The organism is Neobacillus sp. DZ-9, assembly GCF_059587065.1.
Window position 1 is genome coordinate 91120 of the sequence record NZ_JCAIOL010000014.1, and the last position, 17381, is coordinate 108500.

At 37.1% G+C, this 17381-nt stretch carries 22 protein-coding genes and 1 riboswitch; of the genes, 14 read left to right on the forward strand and 8 right to left on the reverse strand.

The window, feature by feature from the left end; all coding sequences use genetic code 11:
• Positions 1-34: 34 nt before the first annotated feature.
• The gene (gene asnS / locus AC59HZ_RS27500) at positions 35-1426 is read left to right on the forward strand and encodes an asparagine--tRNA ligase (RefSeq protein ID WP_496548951.1); all 1392 of its coding nucleotides are present in this window, start codon (positions 35-37) and stop codon (positions 1424-1426) included.
• A 58-nt stretch (positions 1427-1484) separates the two neighbouring features.
• Here the strand turns inward: asnS and AC59HZ_RS27505 are convergent, their stop codons facing one another.
• Positions 1485-1658, reverse strand: coding sequence for a hypothetical protein (locus tag AC59HZ_RS27505; RefSeq protein WP_496548952.1), 174 nt, complete (start codon positions 1656-1658; stop codon positions 1485-1487).
• Positions 1659-1768: 110 nt separating this feature from the next.
• Between AC59HZ_RS27505 and AC59HZ_RS27510 the strand changes: the two genes are divergently transcribed.
• The 4 genes from AC59HZ_RS27510 to AC59HZ_RS27525 all read left to right on the forward strand — a co-directional run bounded on the left by AC59HZ_RS27510 (position 1769) and on the right by AC59HZ_RS27525 (position 3206).
• Complete coding sequence (locus tag AC59HZ_RS27510) at positions 1769-1993, forward strand: helix-turn-helix domain-containing protein (protein ID WP_223595553.1); 225 nt, start codon at positions 1769-1771, stop codon at positions 1991-1993.
• Positions 1994-2176: 183 nt separating this feature from the next.
• Positions 2177-2548 (forward strand): DUF2089 domain-containing protein, encoded by a 372-nt coding sequence (locus AC59HZ_RS27515; protein WP_496548953.1) that lies wholly within the window; start codon positions 2177-2179, stop codon positions 2546-2548.
• Positions 2549-2932, forward strand: a complete 384-nt coding sequence (locus AC59HZ_RS27520; RefSeq protein WP_496548954.1) for an SHOCT-like domain-containing protein — start codon at positions 2549-2551, stop codon at positions 2930-2932.
• A 19-nt stretch (positions 2933-2951) separates the two neighbouring features.
• Positions 2952-3206 carry a hypothetical protein gene (locus AC59HZ_RS27525; RefSeq protein WP_496548955.1) on the forward strand — a complete coding sequence of 85 codons (255 nt, stop codon included), beginning with the start codon at positions 2952-2954 and terminating at the stop codon, positions 3204-3206.
• A gap of 41 nt (positions 3207-3247) precedes the next feature.
• Here the strand turns inward: AC59HZ_RS27525 and AC59HZ_RS27530 are convergent, their stop codons facing one another.
• The gene (locus AC59HZ_RS27530; RefSeq protein ID WP_496548956.1) at positions 3248-4723 is read right to left on the reverse strand and encodes an amino acid permease; all 1476 of its coding nucleotides are present in this window, start codon (positions 4721-4723) and stop codon (positions 3248-3250) included.
• A gap of 101 nt (positions 4724-4824) precedes the next feature.
• Positions 4825-5014, reverse strand: a riboswitch (Lysine riboswitch).
• A 311-nt stretch (positions 5015-5325) separates the two neighbouring features.
• Here AC59HZ_RS27530 and AC59HZ_RS27535 point away from each other — a divergent pair.
• The 3 genes from AC59HZ_RS27535 (at position 5326) to AC59HZ_RS27545 (ending at position 7542) form a co-directional block, all read left to right on the forward strand.
• Positions 5326-6141: a YitT family protein gene (locus AC59HZ_RS27535; RefSeq protein ID WP_496548957.1), complete on the forward strand. Its 816-nt coding sequence runs from the start codon at positions 5326-5328 to the stop codon at positions 6139-6141.
• A 126-nt stretch (positions 6142-6267) separates the two neighbouring features.
• The gene (locus AC59HZ_RS27540) at positions 6268-6903 is read left to right on the forward strand and encodes a nitroreductase family protein (RefSeq protein WP_496548958.1); all 636 of its coding nucleotides are present in this window, start codon (positions 6268-6270) and stop codon (positions 6901-6903) included.
• A gap of 300 nt (positions 6904-7203) precedes the next feature.
• On the forward strand, positions 7204-7542 hold the full coding sequence (locus tag AC59HZ_RS27545) for a hypothetical protein (protein ID WP_496548959.1): 339 nt from the start codon (positions 7204-7206) through the stop codon (positions 7540-7542).
• On the opposite strand, the gene AC59HZ_RS27550 is transcribed toward AC59HZ_RS27545, so the two are convergent.
• Positions 7539-8153, reverse strand: coding sequence for a PH domain-containing protein (locus AC59HZ_RS27550; RefSeq protein WP_496548960.1), 615 nt, complete (start codon positions 8151-8153; stop codon positions 7539-7541). The two genes, AC59HZ_RS27545 and AC59HZ_RS27550, sit on opposite strands and share 4 nt — an antisense overlap.
• Positions 8154-8329: 176 nt before the next feature.
• Here AC59HZ_RS27550 and AC59HZ_RS27555 point away from each other — a divergent pair, with 176 nt between their 5' ends.
• Positions 8330-9316 (forward strand): DMT family transporter, encoded by a 987-nt coding sequence (locus tag AC59HZ_RS27555; RefSeq protein WP_496548961.1) that lies wholly within the window; start codon positions 8330-8332, stop codon positions 9314-9316.
• 48 nt (positions 9317-9364) lie between these two features.
• Here AC59HZ_RS27555 and AC59HZ_RS27560 read toward each other — a convergent pair whose 3' ends face one another.
• From AC59HZ_RS27560 to AC59HZ_RS27570, 3 genes are all read right to left on the reverse strand, one after another.
• Positions 9365-10225, reverse strand: coding sequence for a DUF421 domain-containing protein (locus AC59HZ_RS27560; RefSeq protein WP_496548962.1), 861 nt, complete (start codon positions 10223-10225; stop codon positions 9365-9367).
• Positions 10226-10243: 18 nt separating this feature from the next.
• On the reverse strand, positions 10244-10450 hold the full coding sequence (locus tag AC59HZ_RS27565; RefSeq protein WP_496548963.1) for a DUF1657 domain-containing protein: 207 nt from the start codon (positions 10448-10450) through the stop codon (positions 10244-10246).
• Positions 10451-10533: 83 nt separating this feature from the next.
• On the reverse strand, positions 10534-10737 hold the full coding sequence (locus AC59HZ_RS27570) for a DUF1657 domain-containing protein (RefSeq protein ID WP_223595571.1): 204 nt from the start codon (positions 10735-10737) through the stop codon (positions 10534-10536).
• Positions 10738-10917: 180 nt separating this feature from the next.
• Here AC59HZ_RS27570 and AC59HZ_RS27575 point away from each other — a divergent pair, with 180 nt between their 5' ends.
• Positions 10918-11256 carry a YmaF family protein gene (locus AC59HZ_RS27575; protein WP_496549003.1) on the forward strand — a complete coding sequence of 113 codons (339 nt, stop codon included), beginning with the start codon at positions 10918-10920 and terminating at the stop codon, positions 11254-11256.
• Positions 11257-11391: 135 nt separating this feature from the next.
• A complete protein-coding gene (locus AC59HZ_RS27580) occupies positions 11392-11997 on the forward strand; it encodes a PH domain-containing protein (RefSeq protein WP_496548964.1) in 606 nt (201 codons plus the stop codon).
• 213 nt (positions 11998-12210) lie between these two features.
• Here AC59HZ_RS27580 and AC59HZ_RS27585 read toward each other — a convergent pair whose 3' ends face one another.
• Positions 12211-13464 (reverse strand): erythromycin esterase family protein, encoded by a 1254-nt coding sequence (locus tag AC59HZ_RS27585; protein WP_496548965.1) that lies wholly within the window; start codon positions 13462-13464, stop codon positions 12211-12213.
• Between the two features lie 94 nt (positions 13465-13558).
• A complete protein-coding gene (locus tag AC59HZ_RS27590) occupies positions 13559-14341 on the reverse strand; it encodes a GNAT family N-acetyltransferase (protein ID WP_496548966.1) in 783 nt (260 codons plus the stop codon).
• 151 nt (positions 14342-14492) lie between these two features.
• Between AC59HZ_RS27590 and AC59HZ_RS27595 the strand changes: the two genes are divergently transcribed.
• The 3 genes from AC59HZ_RS27595 to AC59HZ_RS27605 are packed head-to-tail and all read left to right on the forward strand — an operon-like array spanning position 14493 to position 17214.
• On the forward strand, positions 14493-15152 hold the full coding sequence (locus AC59HZ_RS27595; RefSeq protein WP_496548967.1) for an HlyD family secretion protein: 660 nt from the start codon (positions 14493-14495) through the stop codon (positions 15150-15152).
• An 8-nt stretch (positions 15153-15160) separates the two neighbouring features.
• On the forward strand, positions 15161-16948 hold the full coding sequence (locus AC59HZ_RS27600; RefSeq protein ID WP_496548968.1) for a DHA2 family efflux MFS transporter permease subunit: 1788 nt from the start codon (positions 15161-15163) through the stop codon (positions 16946-16948).
• Positions 16948-17214, forward strand: coding sequence for a hypothetical protein (locus AC59HZ_RS27605; RefSeq protein WP_496549006.1), 267 nt, complete (start codon positions 16948-16950; stop codon positions 17212-17214). Before AC59HZ_RS27600 ends, AC59HZ_RS27605 begins: the two co-directional genes overlap by 1 nt.
• The last annotated feature ends 167 nt before the right edge of the window (positions 17215-17381 follow it).

The following is a 17381-nucleotide window of genomic DNA, read 5'->3' on the forward strand; positions in this document are numbered from 1 at the left end:
ATCCATTACCAGTTATACATAGGAGGATATATCAATGAAACAAGCCTTAATTAAGGATTTGTACAGAAATACAGAAAGCTACGTGGAACAAAAGGTGCAATTATCCGGCTGGATCAGAACAATTCGCGATTCCAAAACCTTTGGTTTCATTGAATTAAATGATGGCAGCTTCTTTAAAGGCGTGCAAATCGTTTTCGATGATCAATTAGAGAACTTTAAGGAAATCGCCAAGCTGCCTATTAGCTCTACGATTAAAGTAGAAGGAGAATTTATTCATACTCCTCAAGCTAAGCAGCCATTTGAAATTAAAGCAACGAACATAGCCATTGAGGGAATCTCTAATGTGGATTATCCTTTGCAGAAGAAAAAGCATACCTTTGAATACTTACGGACGATTGCTCACTTAAGACCTAGAACAAACACATTCTCTGCCGTCTTCCGTGTTAGGTCTTTAGCGTCTTATGCAATTCATAAATTTTTCCAGGATAAAGGTTTCGTTTATGTTCACTCTCCAATCATTACTGGCAGTGATACAGAAGGTGCAGGAGAAATGTTCCGTGTAACTGCTCTAGATTTGGACAACCTTCCAAAAAATGAAGAAGGAAAAACAGATTTGACTAAGGATTTCTTTAACAAAGAAACAAATCTGACTGTTAGCGGACAATTATCTGCGGAAGCATTTGCATTAGCATTCCGTAATGTTTATACTTTCGGACCTACCTTTAGAGCAGAAAACTCCAACACAGCAAGACATGCAGCTGAATTCTGGATGATTGAGCCTGAGCTCGCATTCGCAGAACTTCCGGAAATAATGGACCTTTCTGAAGAGATGGTTAAATATGTGATTGGTTACGTATTAGAACAAGCTCCAGAGGAAATGAACTTCTTTAACAGCTTTATTGAAAAAGGTTTATTAGACCGTTTAAATAATGCTCACACTGCAGAATTCGGCCGTGTTACCTACACAGAAGCCATTGAGCTATTAAAAGAAGCAGATGAAACTTTTGCATATCCTGTTGAATGGGGTCTTGATTTGCAAACAGAACACGAAAGATATTTATGTGAAAAGGTATTTAAGCGTCCTGTTTTCGTCACGGATTATCCAAAGGAAATTAAAGCTTTCTATATGCGTTTAAATGAAGACAACAAAACTGTTGCTGCGACTGATTTGCTTGTTCCGGGAATCGGAGAGCTAATCGGCGGCAGTCAGCGTGAAGAGCGCGAAGATATACTTGCAGGTAAAATTAACGAACTTGGTATGAGTGAAGAAGATTATTGGTGGTATTTAGAATTAAGAAAATATGGCGGAACAAAGCATTCTGGATACGGTCTTGGCTTTGAGCGTTTAATTATGTATCTAACAGGAATGTCCAACATTAGAGACGTCATTCCATTCCCAAGAACAACTGGTAGTGCAGAATTTTAAACTTTATTTTACAAAAAGAAGACCAATTCACTGAAATGGTCTTCTTTTTAAAGTTGTCTTAAATATTTTTCAATTCTTCCTCGAAATAAAATGTACCAGGATGTTCCTTAACAGTATAAGAAAATCTTTTCATATTTTTAACGTATTGCCATTTTAATATGGTAACAACCTCGCCAGTTTCTCTAATATTAACAGCTTGACCGTTATTAAAACGGTTATTTGTGCTTTTCAAATTAACACCCCTTTTATGTTCTTTTTAATTATAACATACAATGAATGTAACCAACTTCCTTTCTATTACCATCTAACTGTGTTATGCTTAAAAAAAGTGAGGTGTCATTTTTGACCAATTATAAAGCAAAGAAAAGCAACCTCAAGGATTTATTAGCGAAAAACGGTATGGACTTGGATAGTTTGGAGCGGAATACACAAATTCCGAAAAGTCAACTTAACGACTACATATCAAAGAAAGTAATGAACTTAAATACTGCGATGACCATTTCCAAAGAATTAAATTGCCAAATTGAAGATTTATATGTTTGGTCTTTAGAGGAAAAGTTAAGTTAATTGTTCATTTAAAACAGACTCAATTGTGAGTCTGTTTTTTTTTATATCAATGCGACAATATAATTAATATCTAATTTAACATAATTAATTTTTTTATTATTTTTAATCAAAAAATTAAATTAATACCTTTAAAAGCTTTATAAAATATTGTATGATGTGGTTAATAAAGGAAAGGAGATTATTATGGCTTATCCGCTCATAACAAATTGCCCGGTTTGCAGCAAACAATTAAAAATTACGAAGCTTCAGTGTACCCATTGCCAAACGACTGTTGAAAATGAATTTCAACTATCTAAATTTGCAGCTCTTGGTCAGGATCAGCTTCAGTTTATAGAGACTTTTTTAAAATGCCGTGGAAATATTAAGGAAGTTGAAAAAGAACTTGGAATTTCCTACCCAACCGTCCGTGGAAAATTAGACGATATTATTACTTCGCTTGGTCACTCCACAAATAAAAAGATGGAAATAGATAAGAAGAAAATTGTTTCGATGCTTGAAAAAGGCGAAATCACTGCTGAAGAGGCCATTCATTTATTAAAAGAGGGGGAACTATAAATGAAAGAAGAGATTTCAAGGGTGTTAACGATGGTTGAAGAAGGGAAGCTGGATAAAGAAAAAGCAACAGAATTGATTAATGTACTTCAAGGTAAGGAGCAATCCATTCCACTTAACAAAGATGCTTCGTATTTAAATAAAACATTAAAGATCCGCGTTTCCTCAGAAGAAGGCGATAACGTAAATGTGAACTTGCCGATAAAATTAATTAAAGCGGTATTAAAAGTGGGCACAAGCATCGCTGAAAAAATCCCTGAGGCTGAAAAGTATGTAAAGCATGTTAATGTAGACATGTTAATCGATGCTATCGAAAATGAAGTAGACGGACAGATTGTCGATATCACCTCGGCAAAAGGTGAAAAAGTTTTCGTGGTCATTGAATAAATCTATGCTTAAAGTCCGATTGAAATTAAAAGAAAAAAAGATAACCATACCTGTTCCATACCCGATCTTAAACCTACTTTTAAGAGTGATTACTTCAAAAAGAATAACAAGATTTGTTAATAAAGCAATCGAAAATGATGGGAAAAAGTTTACGATTCCGCAAATAGATAAAAAAGATGTAAAGCCTTTGTTAAAGGCACTAATAGAGTATAGAGGATTAACTTTGGTTGAAACCAAATTAAAAGATGGTACTGAAGTAACAGTTAAATTATGATGAAAAAAGAGCACGCTCTAATTTTGCGTGCTCTTTTAACATTAATTATTTAGGTCACATTTTTCTAAGGGAATAACTTTGGTTTTCTTTGTGATTTTATAACCAAGCCATAAAATGAGGAATAATGGCAATCCAATATAGGAAACTAAAACGCCATTCCAATCAATATGGTCGCCCATAAATGCTGAATAGTTTTGCCCTAAGACAACGAAACCGCAGACAGCAAAGGCGAAAATCGGTCCAAATGGGAAGAATTTAGATTTATATGGTAATAAGTTTAAGTCTTTTCCTTGAGCGACATATGCCTTCCGGAAGCGATAATGACAAATCGCAATTCCTAGCCAGGCGATAAAACCTGACATACCAGATGCGTTTAACAGCCAAACGTAAACAGTGCCATCGCCAAAGAAAGACGCAAGGAATGCAAGTGTACCAACTAAGGTTGTTGCAATTAATGCATTGACAGGAACGCCATTTTTATTTAATTTACCAAGGAATTTCGGTGCTTTGCCCTCACGAGCCAAATCCCAAAGCATACGGGTTGAAGCGTACATGCCTGAATTTCCTGCTGAAAGTACTGCTGTTAAGATAACCGCGTTCATAACTGATGCAGCAAAAGCAATACCTGCTTTTTGGAAAACAAGTGTGAAAGGACTGACTGTAACATCACCATTCGCTAAGTTGCCATTAGTATAAGGAATTAAAAGGCCGATAACTAAAATAGCTAAAACATAAAATAAAAGGATACGCCAGAATACTTGTTTAACTGCACGCGGGATGGCTTTAGTAGGATTATCTGTTTCCCCAGCTGCAACTCCAAGTAACTCTGTCCCTTGGAATGAAAAACCAGCTGCCATAAAGATACCAAGCATTGCCATGAACCCGCCGTGGAAGGGAGCATCACCAACAGTGAAGTTTTTAAACCCAACTGCTTCGTCTCCCATAATGCCAAAAATCATTAAGGTACCAGTAACGATAAAGATAATTACCGTAACCACTTTCACTAAGGAGAACCAATATTCAGCTTCTCCAAAGCCCTTTACAGAAAGGAAATTTAATAAAAACATAACGACTAGAAAGATGCCGCTCCAAATAATCGATGGAGTATGCGGGAACCAGAATTTCATAATCATCGTAACAGCAGCTAATTCTGCTGCAATGGTAATGGCCCAGTTATACCAGTAATTCCAGCCAAGTGCAAAACCAAGTGAAGGATCAACGAATTTAGTGGCATAGGTACTAAAACTTCCTGCGACCGGCATGTACGCACCCATTTCTGCTAAGCTTTGCATTAAAAAGTACACCATTACGCCAATAACGAGATAAGAAAGGATTGCACCTCCTGGACCAGCAGAATGGATGGCTCCGCCACTTGCTAGGAATAGCCCTGTACCAATTGTACCTCCAAGTGAAATCATCGTCAGGTGTCTCGATTTTAAGCTACGTTTCAATCCATCTTTATTAGATGGATTGATATCTATGCTTACATCTTCTTTTAATACCCGTGAAGTTTGCATAATTATAACTCCCTTTTGATTAGTTTATGGAAGGAGTTTGGAATAAAAAAAACCATCGAGATAGACATCGATGGCATTTTTAATACCCCGCATCATACCTTCCGAAAGATAGCTCAACACGAACAGCTGGTAGGTCCATTCGTGACAGTTCTGTTCCTATTTGGAGACAGCCCCAGCATGCTTATTCAGAGAAGAAAGCACACTTCGGCAGTTTTTCCTTTCAAACGGAGTCAAAAATGTCTCTGCATCTCGTCCGTTATACTAATAAAAACCGCGACCTCTACCTCATCGGTTTGATGAGGATTTATTTATGAAGTTTAATATATTACTAAATTATAAATGTTATTGAATTATTGTCAATCATTCTTCCTAAAAAATTCTTTCAATAGCATGAAATCTAATGAAGGTTGAATAATTATTCATGTTAATGGGAATATCATAAAGAGATGTTAATAGGAGATTATCCTTATTCCTCTTAATTAAAGGGCAATTGAAAAAATGTCAGATAATTTATTATTTTTATAAAAAACTATTAAATTTACATGAAGAAATATTATCAGTATTATTTTTAAATAAATGGAGAAGTATGGGAGGATTTCCTTGTGCGGATTTTTGGACTTATAATTGGATCCCTTATTATTGTTATTGCCTTTAATCTTTTTTTAATTCCACATGAAGTGTTAAGCAGCGGATTAAGTGGAATTTCCATGATGTTTGGAATGATTACCCCCATAAATACAGGGGTGGCCAACTTTCTATTGAATTTCCCGTTATTAATCATTGGATATAAAATGCTTGGGAAAAAATTTATCATGAATTCCATCTTTTCAGTATTAATTATTTCTGTAGGGCTTTCTGTCATACCAGAATTCCCAATCGCAAAAGGTACGATCCTTTCTTCCATATTCGGTGGAGCTTTAACAGGCTTAGGAGTGGGAATCGTGTTCCGCTGTTCAGGATCAACTGGAGGTTTTGATATCATAGGAATGATAGTTGCACGCAAAAAAGACTTTCCAATAGGCGTTTTACTTTCTGGCATGAACGCAGTGGTTATATTAATAAGTGGATTTTTGTTCACGTGGGATGCCGCTCTTAATACATTAGTTTCCATATTTGTAACCGGTAAAGTTGTAGATGCTATCTATACCGATCATGCAAAATTAACAATCATGATCATAACTGAAAAAGGCGAAGAGATGAGACAGCATTTACTGACTAACCTGTACCGTGGTTTAACTATTATGGATGGAGTAGGCGGCTATTCAAATAATAAACGTAATGTTATGGTTACAGTTATTTCCCGTTACGAACTAAATGAAGTAAAAACCCTGATAACAGAAGTAGATCCAACTGCTTTCGTAAATATTACCGAAACAATTGAAGTCATGGGGCTGTTTCACAGGCCAAGCCCTTCATAACTAATGCTTGCACTTTTTTCAAAGTGCAAGCATTTTACTTGTATAGAGGTAATGATTTCATGGTATCGTTATGGAGGGATAAACAAACGATAAGTAACAACTCCCATCCAAAAGGAGGAATCATCGATGGCAAATTCTGTGAGTACAAAAAGTTTGACTGAATTGATTAATGAACGTCATTCAGTAAGAAAATATGACGCAACCTATAAAATTTCTAAAGAAGAAATTAATGATATTCTAAAAGAAGCTACAAAAGCACCATCATCTAGTAATTTGCAGCCATGGCGCTTTATTGTGATCGAAGACCAAGAAGTTAAAAAAGAACTTAGAACAATTGCGAACAATCAAGAGCAGGTGGAAACAGCTTCCGCCGTTATTGCAGTCATTGGCGATAAAGAGATGTATAAAAGTGTAGAAAAAGTTTACCGCAGTGCATTTGAAGCTGGATATTTAGATGAAGTAAGCATGAACCGATTAATCGAAAACACCAACAAAACGTATCCTTTTGCTTCGGAAGAGATTCTGAAAAACATTGCTTCCTTTGATGCCGGACTAGTTTCCATGCAGCTGATGTTAATTGCAAAGGATAGAGGCTATGATACTGTGCCCATGGGTGGTTTTAGCAAAGAGCAATTTGCGAAGAAATTTGACCTCCCTGAACGCTTTTTCCCTGTTGTCTTAATCGCCATAGGGAAGGCTGCTGCACCGGCTCATCATACAACTAGATTGCCATTAGATGATGTTTTAATTGATTATATCTAAATAAAATAACCCCTGTTGGGGGTTATCAGATTGTCGAGAAAGGGGATTTTTCTCGGCAATTTATTATTTGTCTAAATCTAAATTACCGATGTTTAATTAATTGATTGAATTGATTGTCCCTGCTATCTGGCCTGTTGATTTCCGCTCCAGGCACTCGCTTTCCACGGGGAGGTAAATGAACCAAAGTTATTGCAACACACCTTTTCCAACCTGGCTAAATGGGTTGCAAATTTTTTTATATTTTTAGCAGCCTTAGGCAGGAGGGCCTTTTTGCTTACGCTCTATTCCCCTTAACAGGGATTGGCGGAGCCTGTACAGTTTTTGAGTCTGCAAAGCTTCGCTCAAATTTTTCTTTTCAAAATTTATAAAGCATTTTTCCTATTGAAAAACACTCTGTTGATTGTAGCGGAAGGCGCGAAGACTCCTGCGGGAGTACGGGGCAGGGGAGACCCCGCAGAAGCGAAGCGACGAGGAGGCTCCCCGGCACGCCCGCGGAAAGCGAAGCGCCTGGAGCGCAAATCAACAGACTTGTTTAAAAATCTTTACTTAAATATAAAGAATATGAATGAATTAAAAGGCTGCCGAAAGGTTTTCGACAGCTTGATAACCCCCGCTGGGGGTTATTTTTGTTTGATTTAATTATTAATGTACTTTTCAAATACTGAGCCAAAGTCCTTCACGCAAAATTGTTTTTTGCTGTCTTCTAACCATTGGAATGCTGCTTGGTTAAGCATTTTAAACTGAACTACTAAATTGCTGTCAGGACTTGTAACACGGCCTAGTGTAGTAGAGGCAACCTCAAGGCTTTGTTTTGCGAATTGTAAAGAAATGTCATTTTCATGTGTGATTTCAGATATTTTGATTAAAGCCTTATATAAGTCCTTTACTTCTTCAATATGTTTTTTATGAACATCAATGGAGAATGGCATAGAACCAATTTTGAATTTGATTTCCACGTCAAGATCGACGGTTCCGGCTGTTTCAAGCATTACATCAGATATTTTATGGGTAGCATAGTTATATCGGTGCAGCATGCGTTTTTTGCTTGTAGCGCTGGTGCCGTCCAAATGGATAAGTGCATTGTTCGTAAAACAATATTCATCTGATTTAGATTTAATTAGGAAATATATTTTTTCATTATCTTCGTGCATCACATAATCATCGGCGTCCACTTTATCATAATTCTCCGGCTTAATAACCGCACCAACATCACTTAGTCCCAAAATATCAGCAGCAACTTTTCCGAACATGGTATCAACCTCACTCTATTATTTATTTTGACCACAATATGTACGTGTGAAAAAGAAGAAAGTTTCAAATTAATCGAGGCTAATTTTTTCTTTAAACAAATAATTCAGAAATCTGCTATACTAAAAAAAGTTGATCTACCAAAGAGAAAAATTTAAAGTAGAAGGGGATTTATTCGATGCGGCCCATCATATTAGGCATACTTGCCGCTTTCTTTTTTGCGTTTACCTTTATTCTAAATCGGGCGATGGACTTAGCTGGCGGGAGCTGGATTTGGAGTGCATCCTTACGTTATTTCTTTATGGTACCCTTTCTATTCGTTATCGTAATCATGAGAAAAAATCTTAGGCAATTATTTGCAGAAATGAAGAAACGGCCAAGTGCATGGTTTTTATGGAGTTTTGTGGGGTTTGGATTGTTCTATGCACCTATTTGTTTCTCTGCGGCTTACGCTCCCGGATGGTTAATTGCAGCCACCTGGCAAATCACCATTATCTCCGGTTCGTTGTTATCTCCGCTATTTTATGAAACCGTTATGACGGATAAAGAACCAACGCAATCAAGAGGAAAAATTCCATTCAAAGGGTTGGCCATGTCATTGATTATTTTATTGGGAATTATATTAATGCAGCTGGAGCAAGCCAATCATCTTTCTGTTTTAGCAATTTCCTTAGGGGTGATTCCGGTTGTAATTGCGTCTTTTGCCTATCCCCTTGGCAACCGAAAAATGATGGATGTTTGCGGCGGACGGTTAGATGTTTTTCAACGTGTATTGGGGATGACATTGGCCAGTTTGCCACTTTGGATTATTTTATCCCTATATGGTTTTCTTACAGAAGGACCTCCAAGCTCGGGACAAACGATACAATCAGGACTTGTTGCCATTTCTTCCGGTGTCATTGCCACCATTCTCTTTTTTCATGCCACCGATTTGGTTAGAGGAAATATGCAGAAATTAGCAGCGGTTGAAGCAACTCAATCAATGGAAGTTTTATTTGCTTTAATTGGGGAATTATTGCTCCTGAATTCTTTATTCCCATCAACCATATCCTGGATTGGGATGATATTAGTTATGGCTGGAATGGTGCTTCATAGCTATATTTCTCATAAAAGCACGGCCACTTCCCCGGCACTTTCGAGCAAAGAAAATTCAGTTAGTTCCTAAAAATATTGAATCCTTATCAATCAATCGTTGATAAGGATTTTTCATGTACTATCCATTTAAAAATGGACTAAGCTTATCGATTGTTTCCTGTAGAAGAGCAGCATTTTTCTTGTACATTGCTTTTGATTTTTCACAATCGGTCTGATGCGAAAATATTTCTAAATCGGCCTGGGTCTTTTTCAGTGTTGCAAGTAATAGAGGTCTTTGTTGGGGCTCGGGAACCTGAATTTTATCATCATACAAATCAACGGTTAATTCACCATAAGAGTCAACTTGTCCTATGAAAACATTTGCAAGAGTAACGTTTAGTTTTTCTAATTCTGTATAGATCCAAGCTCTGCTTTTTCGAGCAATTCGCAATGGTTCATCAATGATATTTCCGTCCATGATGACCGTTTGCGGCTCTTTTTCATTCGGCACTTTCATTTGTAAGTCTTTTGGTGTAAGCGGACGGTTTTCCTTTTTTAACAAGGCAGTTAAATTGCCTCGGGGTTCCAGGACCGCAAATTCCACATCTGCAAGCTTAAAAATATCCTTTTGACGAAGCAGTGCTGAAAGCTCGTCAATCGTATATTTTTCCTTTTTTAAATTTTCCTCCAAAACTTTTCCATCCTTAATGACAACCGTACCTTTTCCTTCGACCATGTCCCGAAAACTTTTGCTGTATAAGGATATAAAGTCAACCAGCCAGGTTACAAATCCAAATACCACACACGCCAAAATTCCATGTAAGATATTGGCTTCAAGTCCGGTTACAACCTCACCGGCAATACTTCCTATTGTAATGCCTGCAATATATTCGAAAAATGAAAGCTCGGAAATTTGTTTTTTTCCAAGAATTTTAGTTGTTAGAAATAAGAGCAAGATAAATATAAGCGAACGAACAATTATAAATATCCATCCTGGCACTATTTTTCACCCCAATGATTATGACCCTTTATATTGCGGTTCCTGTCTTTCTAGTTCCAAAACACGATATTGAAGGTCTTTTTTGATATTGGCCATCGTTAAGGAAGTTTCATGAAACATAGCTTGAGCTTCTTTATCTAAAGAATTTAAGGCAAGCGAAGACAGCTGCGCTTCAATTCCTTTAATGGTAATCAGGCATTGCTTAACATTTGAAGCAACGGTCACTGGAAAATCTTCCTTTCATTTTTTAATACAATACCTAAAAATTAAATGAAAAATGGGTTGGCATAAACGCCAACCTTTTTTCATTATTGATTGTATTGTGGTTCTTCAGTCAAGATTTCTTGAAGACGAGGCTCAAGGCTATCAAGAACCTGTTGTGTTTGCTGGGCAGCCTGTTGATAAAGTTGTTTTGCATTTTGATTATCTGTTGCAAGAGCAAAGGTTTCGAAACTTGCCTGTGCACTTTTTAATCCTGCTAATGCTTGTTTTACCTGTGTTCCTACAGTCATGAAATAATCCTTCTTTCGTGATAGTGATTGAAATTACAAAAATAGTATGTGATTTATCTTGGTGCTTATGTACCTTTTTTATTTTTGGGACACTGAAAATTTTTCCACCTTCGCTATTTCAATTATTTTTTTTATTACGTCCGCATATAGATGAATCATCAAAATCGTGAGGTGATTGTAATGGCTAAAGTAGGAAAAGATGATTTTGTTCCAGGCTTTGTTCCACACCATAATCATGGTTCTGTAGATTATACTGGTGTTAGTTCAGAGCATGTACACCAATGCCTTGATGTAACCTCACCGCCAATACCAACACAAGATGGCGGCCATATTCATTATACTGAGGGATATGTATTATTTGAGGATGGGCATACCCATCATTACCGGGCATACTCAGGACCGGCTATCCCAGTGGGGAACGGAATGCATGTTCATTACTATGATTTTCATACATCAGAAGACAGCGGCCACAAGCACCATGTTAAAGGTGTAGATCATCCAGCACCGGGAACAAAATAAAATGGGGAAAAAACCAGTCAATTGTCTGGTTTTTTATCATTCATATTTTATGTGAAACTTCTTATGGAAAATCACGTCAAATTATTTAGATAATGGTAAAATTAAAGGAATAAAATACATAAGGATGGTTTTTTTATGTTGTTGCAAAAAAGGAAAGAGCCTGCCGAGGATAACCAGGTAAATCTTGTTGCCTATACAATTATTTTGTATATCAGCAGTTTATTTGTTCCATTTATTGTTGTGGCTTCCTATCAGAGTATGGTCTATTATTCGCGATCCCAATGGTTTTTTACTACGCCTTTAACGGCCTATATCACTTTTGCGGCAGGATTGTTAATAATTGCGTTCGCTTTAACCGTTTATCTTATTTTCCGGCAGCGATCGGATGGCAGAGGAATAAAATGGGTTACCTGGATCTTAATTCTTGGAAGCATTCCAGCGTTTGTTATGAGCTTAACCAATTATTATTATTTCGATGAAAAAGGAATCCATTATAACTCCCTTACTAAAATAAAAGAAGAGGAATATAAATGGGATAAAATAAAAAAAGTTCATATCGTTTATCGAAATCACCAAGGAACCACAGGTATATTGGAATATCAATTTGAAAATAGGGAGGGCAGGAAAATAACCATACCATTTAATGATAAACTTTCAGAAAATAAGTGGCGGGTTGAAAAGATGATAAAAGAGAACAATATTCCGGTGACAGATAATTTTAAAGATCCCATCGTGGATTAATAAACAAAGGTCTTCCTCAGAAACAAAAGGAAGACCTTTTTACTTATGGCTATTTTCGCATAAATTGTTGTTTTTCGTATAAGTTTATAAAGCCGTATAACTAGAAGCGTCGTGGCATCTTTTCGTAAGTGCTTTTGCGAAAATTGCCTATAAACTTAGTAAATGAACCTTATTGGGTTCCAAAAGCAACAAAGTTTAAGAAAAGAGCCTTACTTATATTAAAATATGCTCCAAGACGAGTGGGTGCAGTGCAGTGGTTTTATCGATAAAAATAAAGCCATCATACCTTTGACTCATGTTGGAGGGAACATAATTTCCAAAATGCTCATATTCAGGCCGATATACTACACCTATCGCTCGATGACCTATGGTTGTGGAAAATTCCTCTTGGTTCTTATTATTAAAAATGAGGTATTTATTAAAAGCGCCCGAATTGTGCATAAGATATTCCCAGCTTCCAAATTGGGCCTGCGGTACCTCAGTGACATGAAAATCCAGCCCCCATTCAGTAGCCGACATGACGGTGCCGTTAAAGGTGCCGAAGCCGATAATGAACACATCTTCTGGTTTGTTTTGTTCTCTAATTAATTGGCCGACATTGATCATTCCCTCACCCTTCATGTCGGTTGCTCTTGCATCGCCAACATGCGTATTGTGCTCCCAAATAATCACCTTTGCGTCCCCGCCATAAAACTTCATAACCGTGTCTAAGGCATCTACCATATGCTTGTCACGGACATTCCAAGACCTTATATCACTTGTTACCATTGTTCGATAATATTCCTCAGCATGTGCCGTAACCAAGGCATTTACCTCCATATTAAGATGGCTTTCTTCTTTGTCATCGAATCTCCATTTGTTTTTTCGAATCGATTCTAAAAGTTCTAATGATTCCTTCATACAATCGTCCGATAAATAACCTGCAGAGACAGCATAGGTTTCATGATTTCGGTTAAAGGGTTCAAAGCAGGAGAATGCTTGTTTTGCTAGGTTAAGACTGGGTGAATTGGTTTTTTCTAAATATCGGAGGATTTCGTCCATACTTTCCCAAAGACTATATACATCCAAGCCATAAAAGCCGACTTTTTGAGGTAGATTTTCCTTCAGGTTGTATTCTTTTAACCATTCGATTAGCCCGATGATTTCTTGATTAGCCCACATCCAAGTTGGCCATCTATTAAAGGATTGAAGCACCTCTTTTACATCCATTCCAGGTTGATCAATACCTTTTACATAACGGTTAACACTTTGGCAGGACGGCCAATCTCCTTCAACGGCAATAAAAGAAAAACCTTTTTCCTGAATCAATCGTTTTGATATCTCGGTGCGAACCGTATAAAACTCGGAAGTTCCATGAGAGGATTCACCGAGGAGCACGAATTTAGCATCACCTACAGCATCAATTAAAGGGTTTAGATCTGTTATAGTGTCGAAAGGCTTTGCGTATTTTTTTATGGATTCATACATTGCATTATCGCATCCCTTCATAGTTCATGTTAGTAATTTTCCCTTATAATTTTCGGCTACTACATAAAAAAGAATCCTTTAAAGGATTCTTTCGTTAACGATGCATCGTCCATATACCAATATCTTTGAAGCCAAGTCTTTTATAAATCCTGCCTGCTTCAGGATTATCATAAAAGAGGCAAAGAGTTTTTCCTTCTGATAAAACATCATTATAAAGTTTTTGCATTATCCCGGTGGCAAGGCCCTGACGGCGATTTTCATTTCTTGTGCAAACACCGACAATCATGGCTGAGATGGAATTTTCAGCTGTTGTCGACACACATGAGGTCATAATGCCGTTTTCTTCGGTATAATAGGTCCTTGATGTATTGGCCTCCATTGATTTTAATAAGATTTCACGGGCATCACTTCGAATTTGAAATTCTTCGATCGTGCTGCGAAGGGAAATGATTCTGTCAACATCTTCCAATCCCGCAAAGTTGATTTCTAAATCTGTTGTCCCAAAGTTTTCGGTTGAACGGCATTCAGCAAAGTAAGTAACATGTTTTGGTCCAAGTTCCAATTCTTTATAGGACTCGAACCGTTCTACAATATCTGATTTTCCAGATAAGTAAAGAGGCTTCTTAAACTCGTTCATGATTGAAGCAAAACCACTAACGTTAAATTCCCCTTTAGCATACGGAATAAATGATTGATAAAAGCGGAGCAGGACGGCTTTGAACTCACCATGCTGATCAAATTCCCCCCAAATTTCCTGAAAAACAGATTTATATCCAAACACCTCAAGGTCCCCAATAATAAATAAATTAATCGAAGGTTCCTCACTTAAAAAGGAGAGGACCTGTTTATGATCTTTTTCTGACAGTTTCCTTATCAATTTAATCTCCCCCTTGATTCTATTAGATTAATCAAACAATACAAAAAATTCAACCATTTAAAACTGAAAAGTTTGTTGTTCTTATAGTAAAACCATATGAGTCTACACAAACTACTAATTAGTAAAGCCTAATTGAGAAGGAGTAAATCTAATGAAGACAGGTCGATTAATATTATTAAATATCATCATTTTAATTATTTTAGTAGGCGGAGGATTTGCTGCATACTCCTACTACAGCAACAATGTAAATTATTTATCTACGGACAATGCCCAAATTGCCGGTCAGCAAGTTACGGTTTCCGCTCCGGCAAGTGGGAAATTAACCAAGTGGGAAGCAAAGGTTGGAGATCGCTTTGCCAAAGATGAGGAAATTGGTTCCGTTTTTACAGCAAGTACTGGAGCTGGGTCTGCACCTGCGGAAATAAAGATTACCCTTCCAAGTGATGGAACGGTAGTCCAAACAAGTGCTGTCAAAGATTCAATTGTGGCGGCTGGAATGCCTTTAGCTCAAATGTTTGATCTAGAAAATTTATGGGTGACGGCCAATATCGAGGAAACCAGTATAGATGAAATGGCTATTGATCAGGAAGTTGATATTTATGTAGATGCCTTTCCAAACACGACATTAAAGGGAAGAGTGGAGAATATCGGTTTAGCTACATCTGGAACATTTTCATTATTACCTAATACAAACGCAACCGGTAATTACACCAAAGTGACACAAGTCATCCCTGTTAAAATAGCCATTGAAGATTATAAGGGACTCCAATTAGTCCCAGGGATGAATGTAACCGTGAGAGTCCATAAGTAGGTGAAAATATGTCGATTTATATTTCTGTTTATATCATTTTATGCATTTTTCTTTTATTAGCATTGAACTATTTATTTTTGAAAAAAAAGAAAAAGAATGTTAAAAGAGAAAGTGCCATTTATTCTAAGGTTTCTGAGGAAGACAATGAGGATTTACATTTGCAAGTGGAAGACCTATTAAAGGAATCTGCCATTCCTGAACCTGCCTTAGAATATGTCGAAGCCAATGTAAAACCCAAAAGAAAAGTACATGGCAGATCAAGAATGCAAGATGCAAAAGAAGATAGTGGAAAAGGTAAAATGCTGGCAGCATTAATGCTAGGAGCATTTGTTGCAATTTTAAATCAGACGTTATTGAATGTTGCAATCCCACATATTATGACAGACTTGAATGTTTCAGCTACAACGGTTCAATGGCTTTCTACAGGATATATGCTTGTAAATGGGATATTTATCCCCGTTACTGCTTATTTAATTGAAAAGTTTGGGACAAGAAAATTGTTTATCACTTCTGTATTTCTGTTTACAGTTGGTTCCATAATTTGTTCATTTTCGGCAAATTTCAGTATGCTGATGGTTGGAAGGGTTGTTCAGGCTTCAGGAGCAGGGATTATTATGCCGCTTTTAATGACCGTCTTTTTCTCTTTATATCCACCAGAGAAACGCGGAAAAGCAATGGGGATTATGGGAGTAGTTATGCTGTTTGCACCAGCCATTGGTCCTACTTTGTCAGGGTGGATTGTGGAACATTATTCTTGGAGACTTTTATTTGATGTGGTAATTCCAATTGGAATTCTAGATTTAATTTTGAGTGTCTTTTGGATGAGAGATGTTACTGAGGTGACCAACCCGAAATTCGATTTCCCAGGTTTGTTATTTTCAACCTTGGGTTTTGGCTTCCTTTTATATGGCTTCAGCGAAGCTGGAAGCCATGGATGGTCCAGCGGAACAGTTGTGATTTCCTTAATAATAGGGGTAATTACCTTAATTGCCTTTGTTTGGAGAGAGCTGACCACTAAAAATCCGATGCTCGATTTACGTGTCTTTAAGTACGATATATTCGCCTTAACCACTATTATCAGTATGATTATTAATATGGCAATGTTCGGGGCGATGATTTTGCTGCCAATTTATTTGCAAAACATTCGAGGTTTTACTGCTTTTGATTCTGGTCTATTGCTATTGCCTGGAGCAATTGTTATGGGGATCATGTCTCCGATTGCAGGAGCACTATTTGATAAAATGGGTGCAAGATGGTTAGCGGTGATTGGTTTAACCATTACCGTGATCACAACTTGGCTCTTTACTCAATTGAGTATGACTACTAGTTTTAGTCATATATTATTACTTTACGTTTTAAGAATGTTCGGGATGTCTTTTTTAATGATGACTGTTATGACGGAAGGGCTAAATCAATTACCGCGCCATCTGGGTGCCCATGGGACAGCGGCTTCAAATACAGCAAGACAGGTTGCCGGAAGCATAGGTACGGCCTTTTTAGTAACGGTGATGACAACAAGGCAGGGTGTTCACATGGGAGAATATTCGAACCTTATTACAAGTGTCAATCCTTTTATAGCAAGTAAGACAGCTCAAATTGGACAGGGTATCGCAGCATTGACTCATTTGCCAGCCGCAGCAGGCAATCAATTAGGGACGTATATGATCTATGGACAAACGATGAAGCAAGCAACAATCGATGGTATTAATGATTCGTTTATCGTAGCAACAGGAATCGCTATGGTTGCATTAATTCTCGCCTTCTTCATCAAACGAGCTCGATTAAAAGAACAATAATGACTGAAACAAAGCAGCAGGAAAACATCCATGCTGCTTCTTTTTTATCAAGTAAGTATATTTCCGGGCATTTATTGAAAAAATATTTTCGGAAAGGGGGCTATGATTTGATAAAAAGAAGAAATTTAAACCAAAATATGCCACGAATCGCACCTGGAATGGATGATCAGGAAGAATTAGAGCAAAGTGCTACTGAAGAAGAAGTGGAAAAAGGGGATTTTACGAGTGTTACAACACTTTCTTTCGATGAGGTTGATCCAAGTTAATATAAAATTTCTTGCTGCCTGTAAAAGGCAGTCCTTTTTTTTATTAAATATGGCAGAAATAAAAGCATAATATTATAAATAAATGCAATTATTCGTTATACTATATATAGAACATCTAATTTGAAAGGGGCAAGATAATGTCAGGAATACAAGAATTAAATATTATT

Excerpts from the sequence above, each read along its gene's own strand:
- AC59HZ_RS27540 (WP_496548958.1), top strand. The coding sequence starts at position 6,268 with ATGGCAAATTCTGTGAGTACAAAAAGTTTGACTGAATTGATTAATGAA.
- AC59HZ_RS27555 (WP_496548961.1), top strand. The coding sequence starts at position 8,330 with ATGCGGCCCATCATATTAGGCATACTTGCCGCTTTCTTTTTTGCGTTT.
- AC59HZ_RS27580 (WP_496548964.1), top strand. The coding sequence starts at position 11,392 with ATGTTGTTGCAAAAAAGGAAAGAGCCTGCCGAGGATAACCAGGTAAAT.
- AC59HZ_RS27520 (WP_496548954.1), top strand. The coding sequence starts at position 2,549 with ATGAAAGAAGAGATTTCAAGGGTGTTAACGATGGTTGAAGAAGGGAAG.
- AC59HZ_RS27550 (WP_496548960.1), bottom strand. The coding sequence starts at position 8,153 with ATGTTCGGAAAAGTTGCTGCTGATATTTTGGGACTAAGTGATGTTGGT.
- AC59HZ_RS27575 (WP_496549003.1), top strand. The coding sequence starts at position 10,918 with ATGGCTAAAGTAGGAAAAGATGATTTTGTTCCAGGCTTTGTTCCACAC.
- AC59HZ_RS27600 (WP_496548968.1), top strand. The coding sequence starts at position 15,161 with ATGTCGATTTATATTTCTGTTTATATCATTTTATGCATTTTTCTTTTA.
- AC59HZ_RS27515 (WP_496548953.1), top strand. The coding sequence starts at position 2,177 with ATGGCTTATCCGCTCATAACAAATTGCCCGGTTTGCAGCAAACAATTA.
- asnS (WP_496548951.1), top strand. The coding sequence starts at position 35 with ATGAAACAAGCCTTAATTAAGGATTTGTACAGAAATACAGAAAGCTAC.
- AC59HZ_RS27605 (WP_496549006.1), top strand. The coding sequence starts at position 16,948 with ATGACTGAAACAAAGCAGCAGGAAAACATCCATGCTGCTTCTTTTTTA.
- AC59HZ_RS27530 (WP_496548956.1), bottom strand. The coding sequence starts at position 4,723 with ATGCAAACTTCACGGGTATTAAAAGAAGATGTAAGCATAGATATCAAT.
- AC59HZ_RS27595 (WP_496548967.1), top strand. The coding sequence starts at position 14,493 with ATGAAGACAGGTCGATTAATATTATTAAATATCATCATTTTAATTATT.
- AC59HZ_RS27570 (WP_223595571.1), bottom strand. The coding sequence starts at position 10,737 with ATGACTGTAGGAACACAGGTAAAACAAGCATTAGCAGGATTAAAAAGT.
- AC59HZ_RS27585 (WP_496548965.1), bottom strand. The coding sequence starts at position 13,464 with ATGTATGAATCCATAAAAAAATACGCAAAGCCTTTCGACACTATAACA.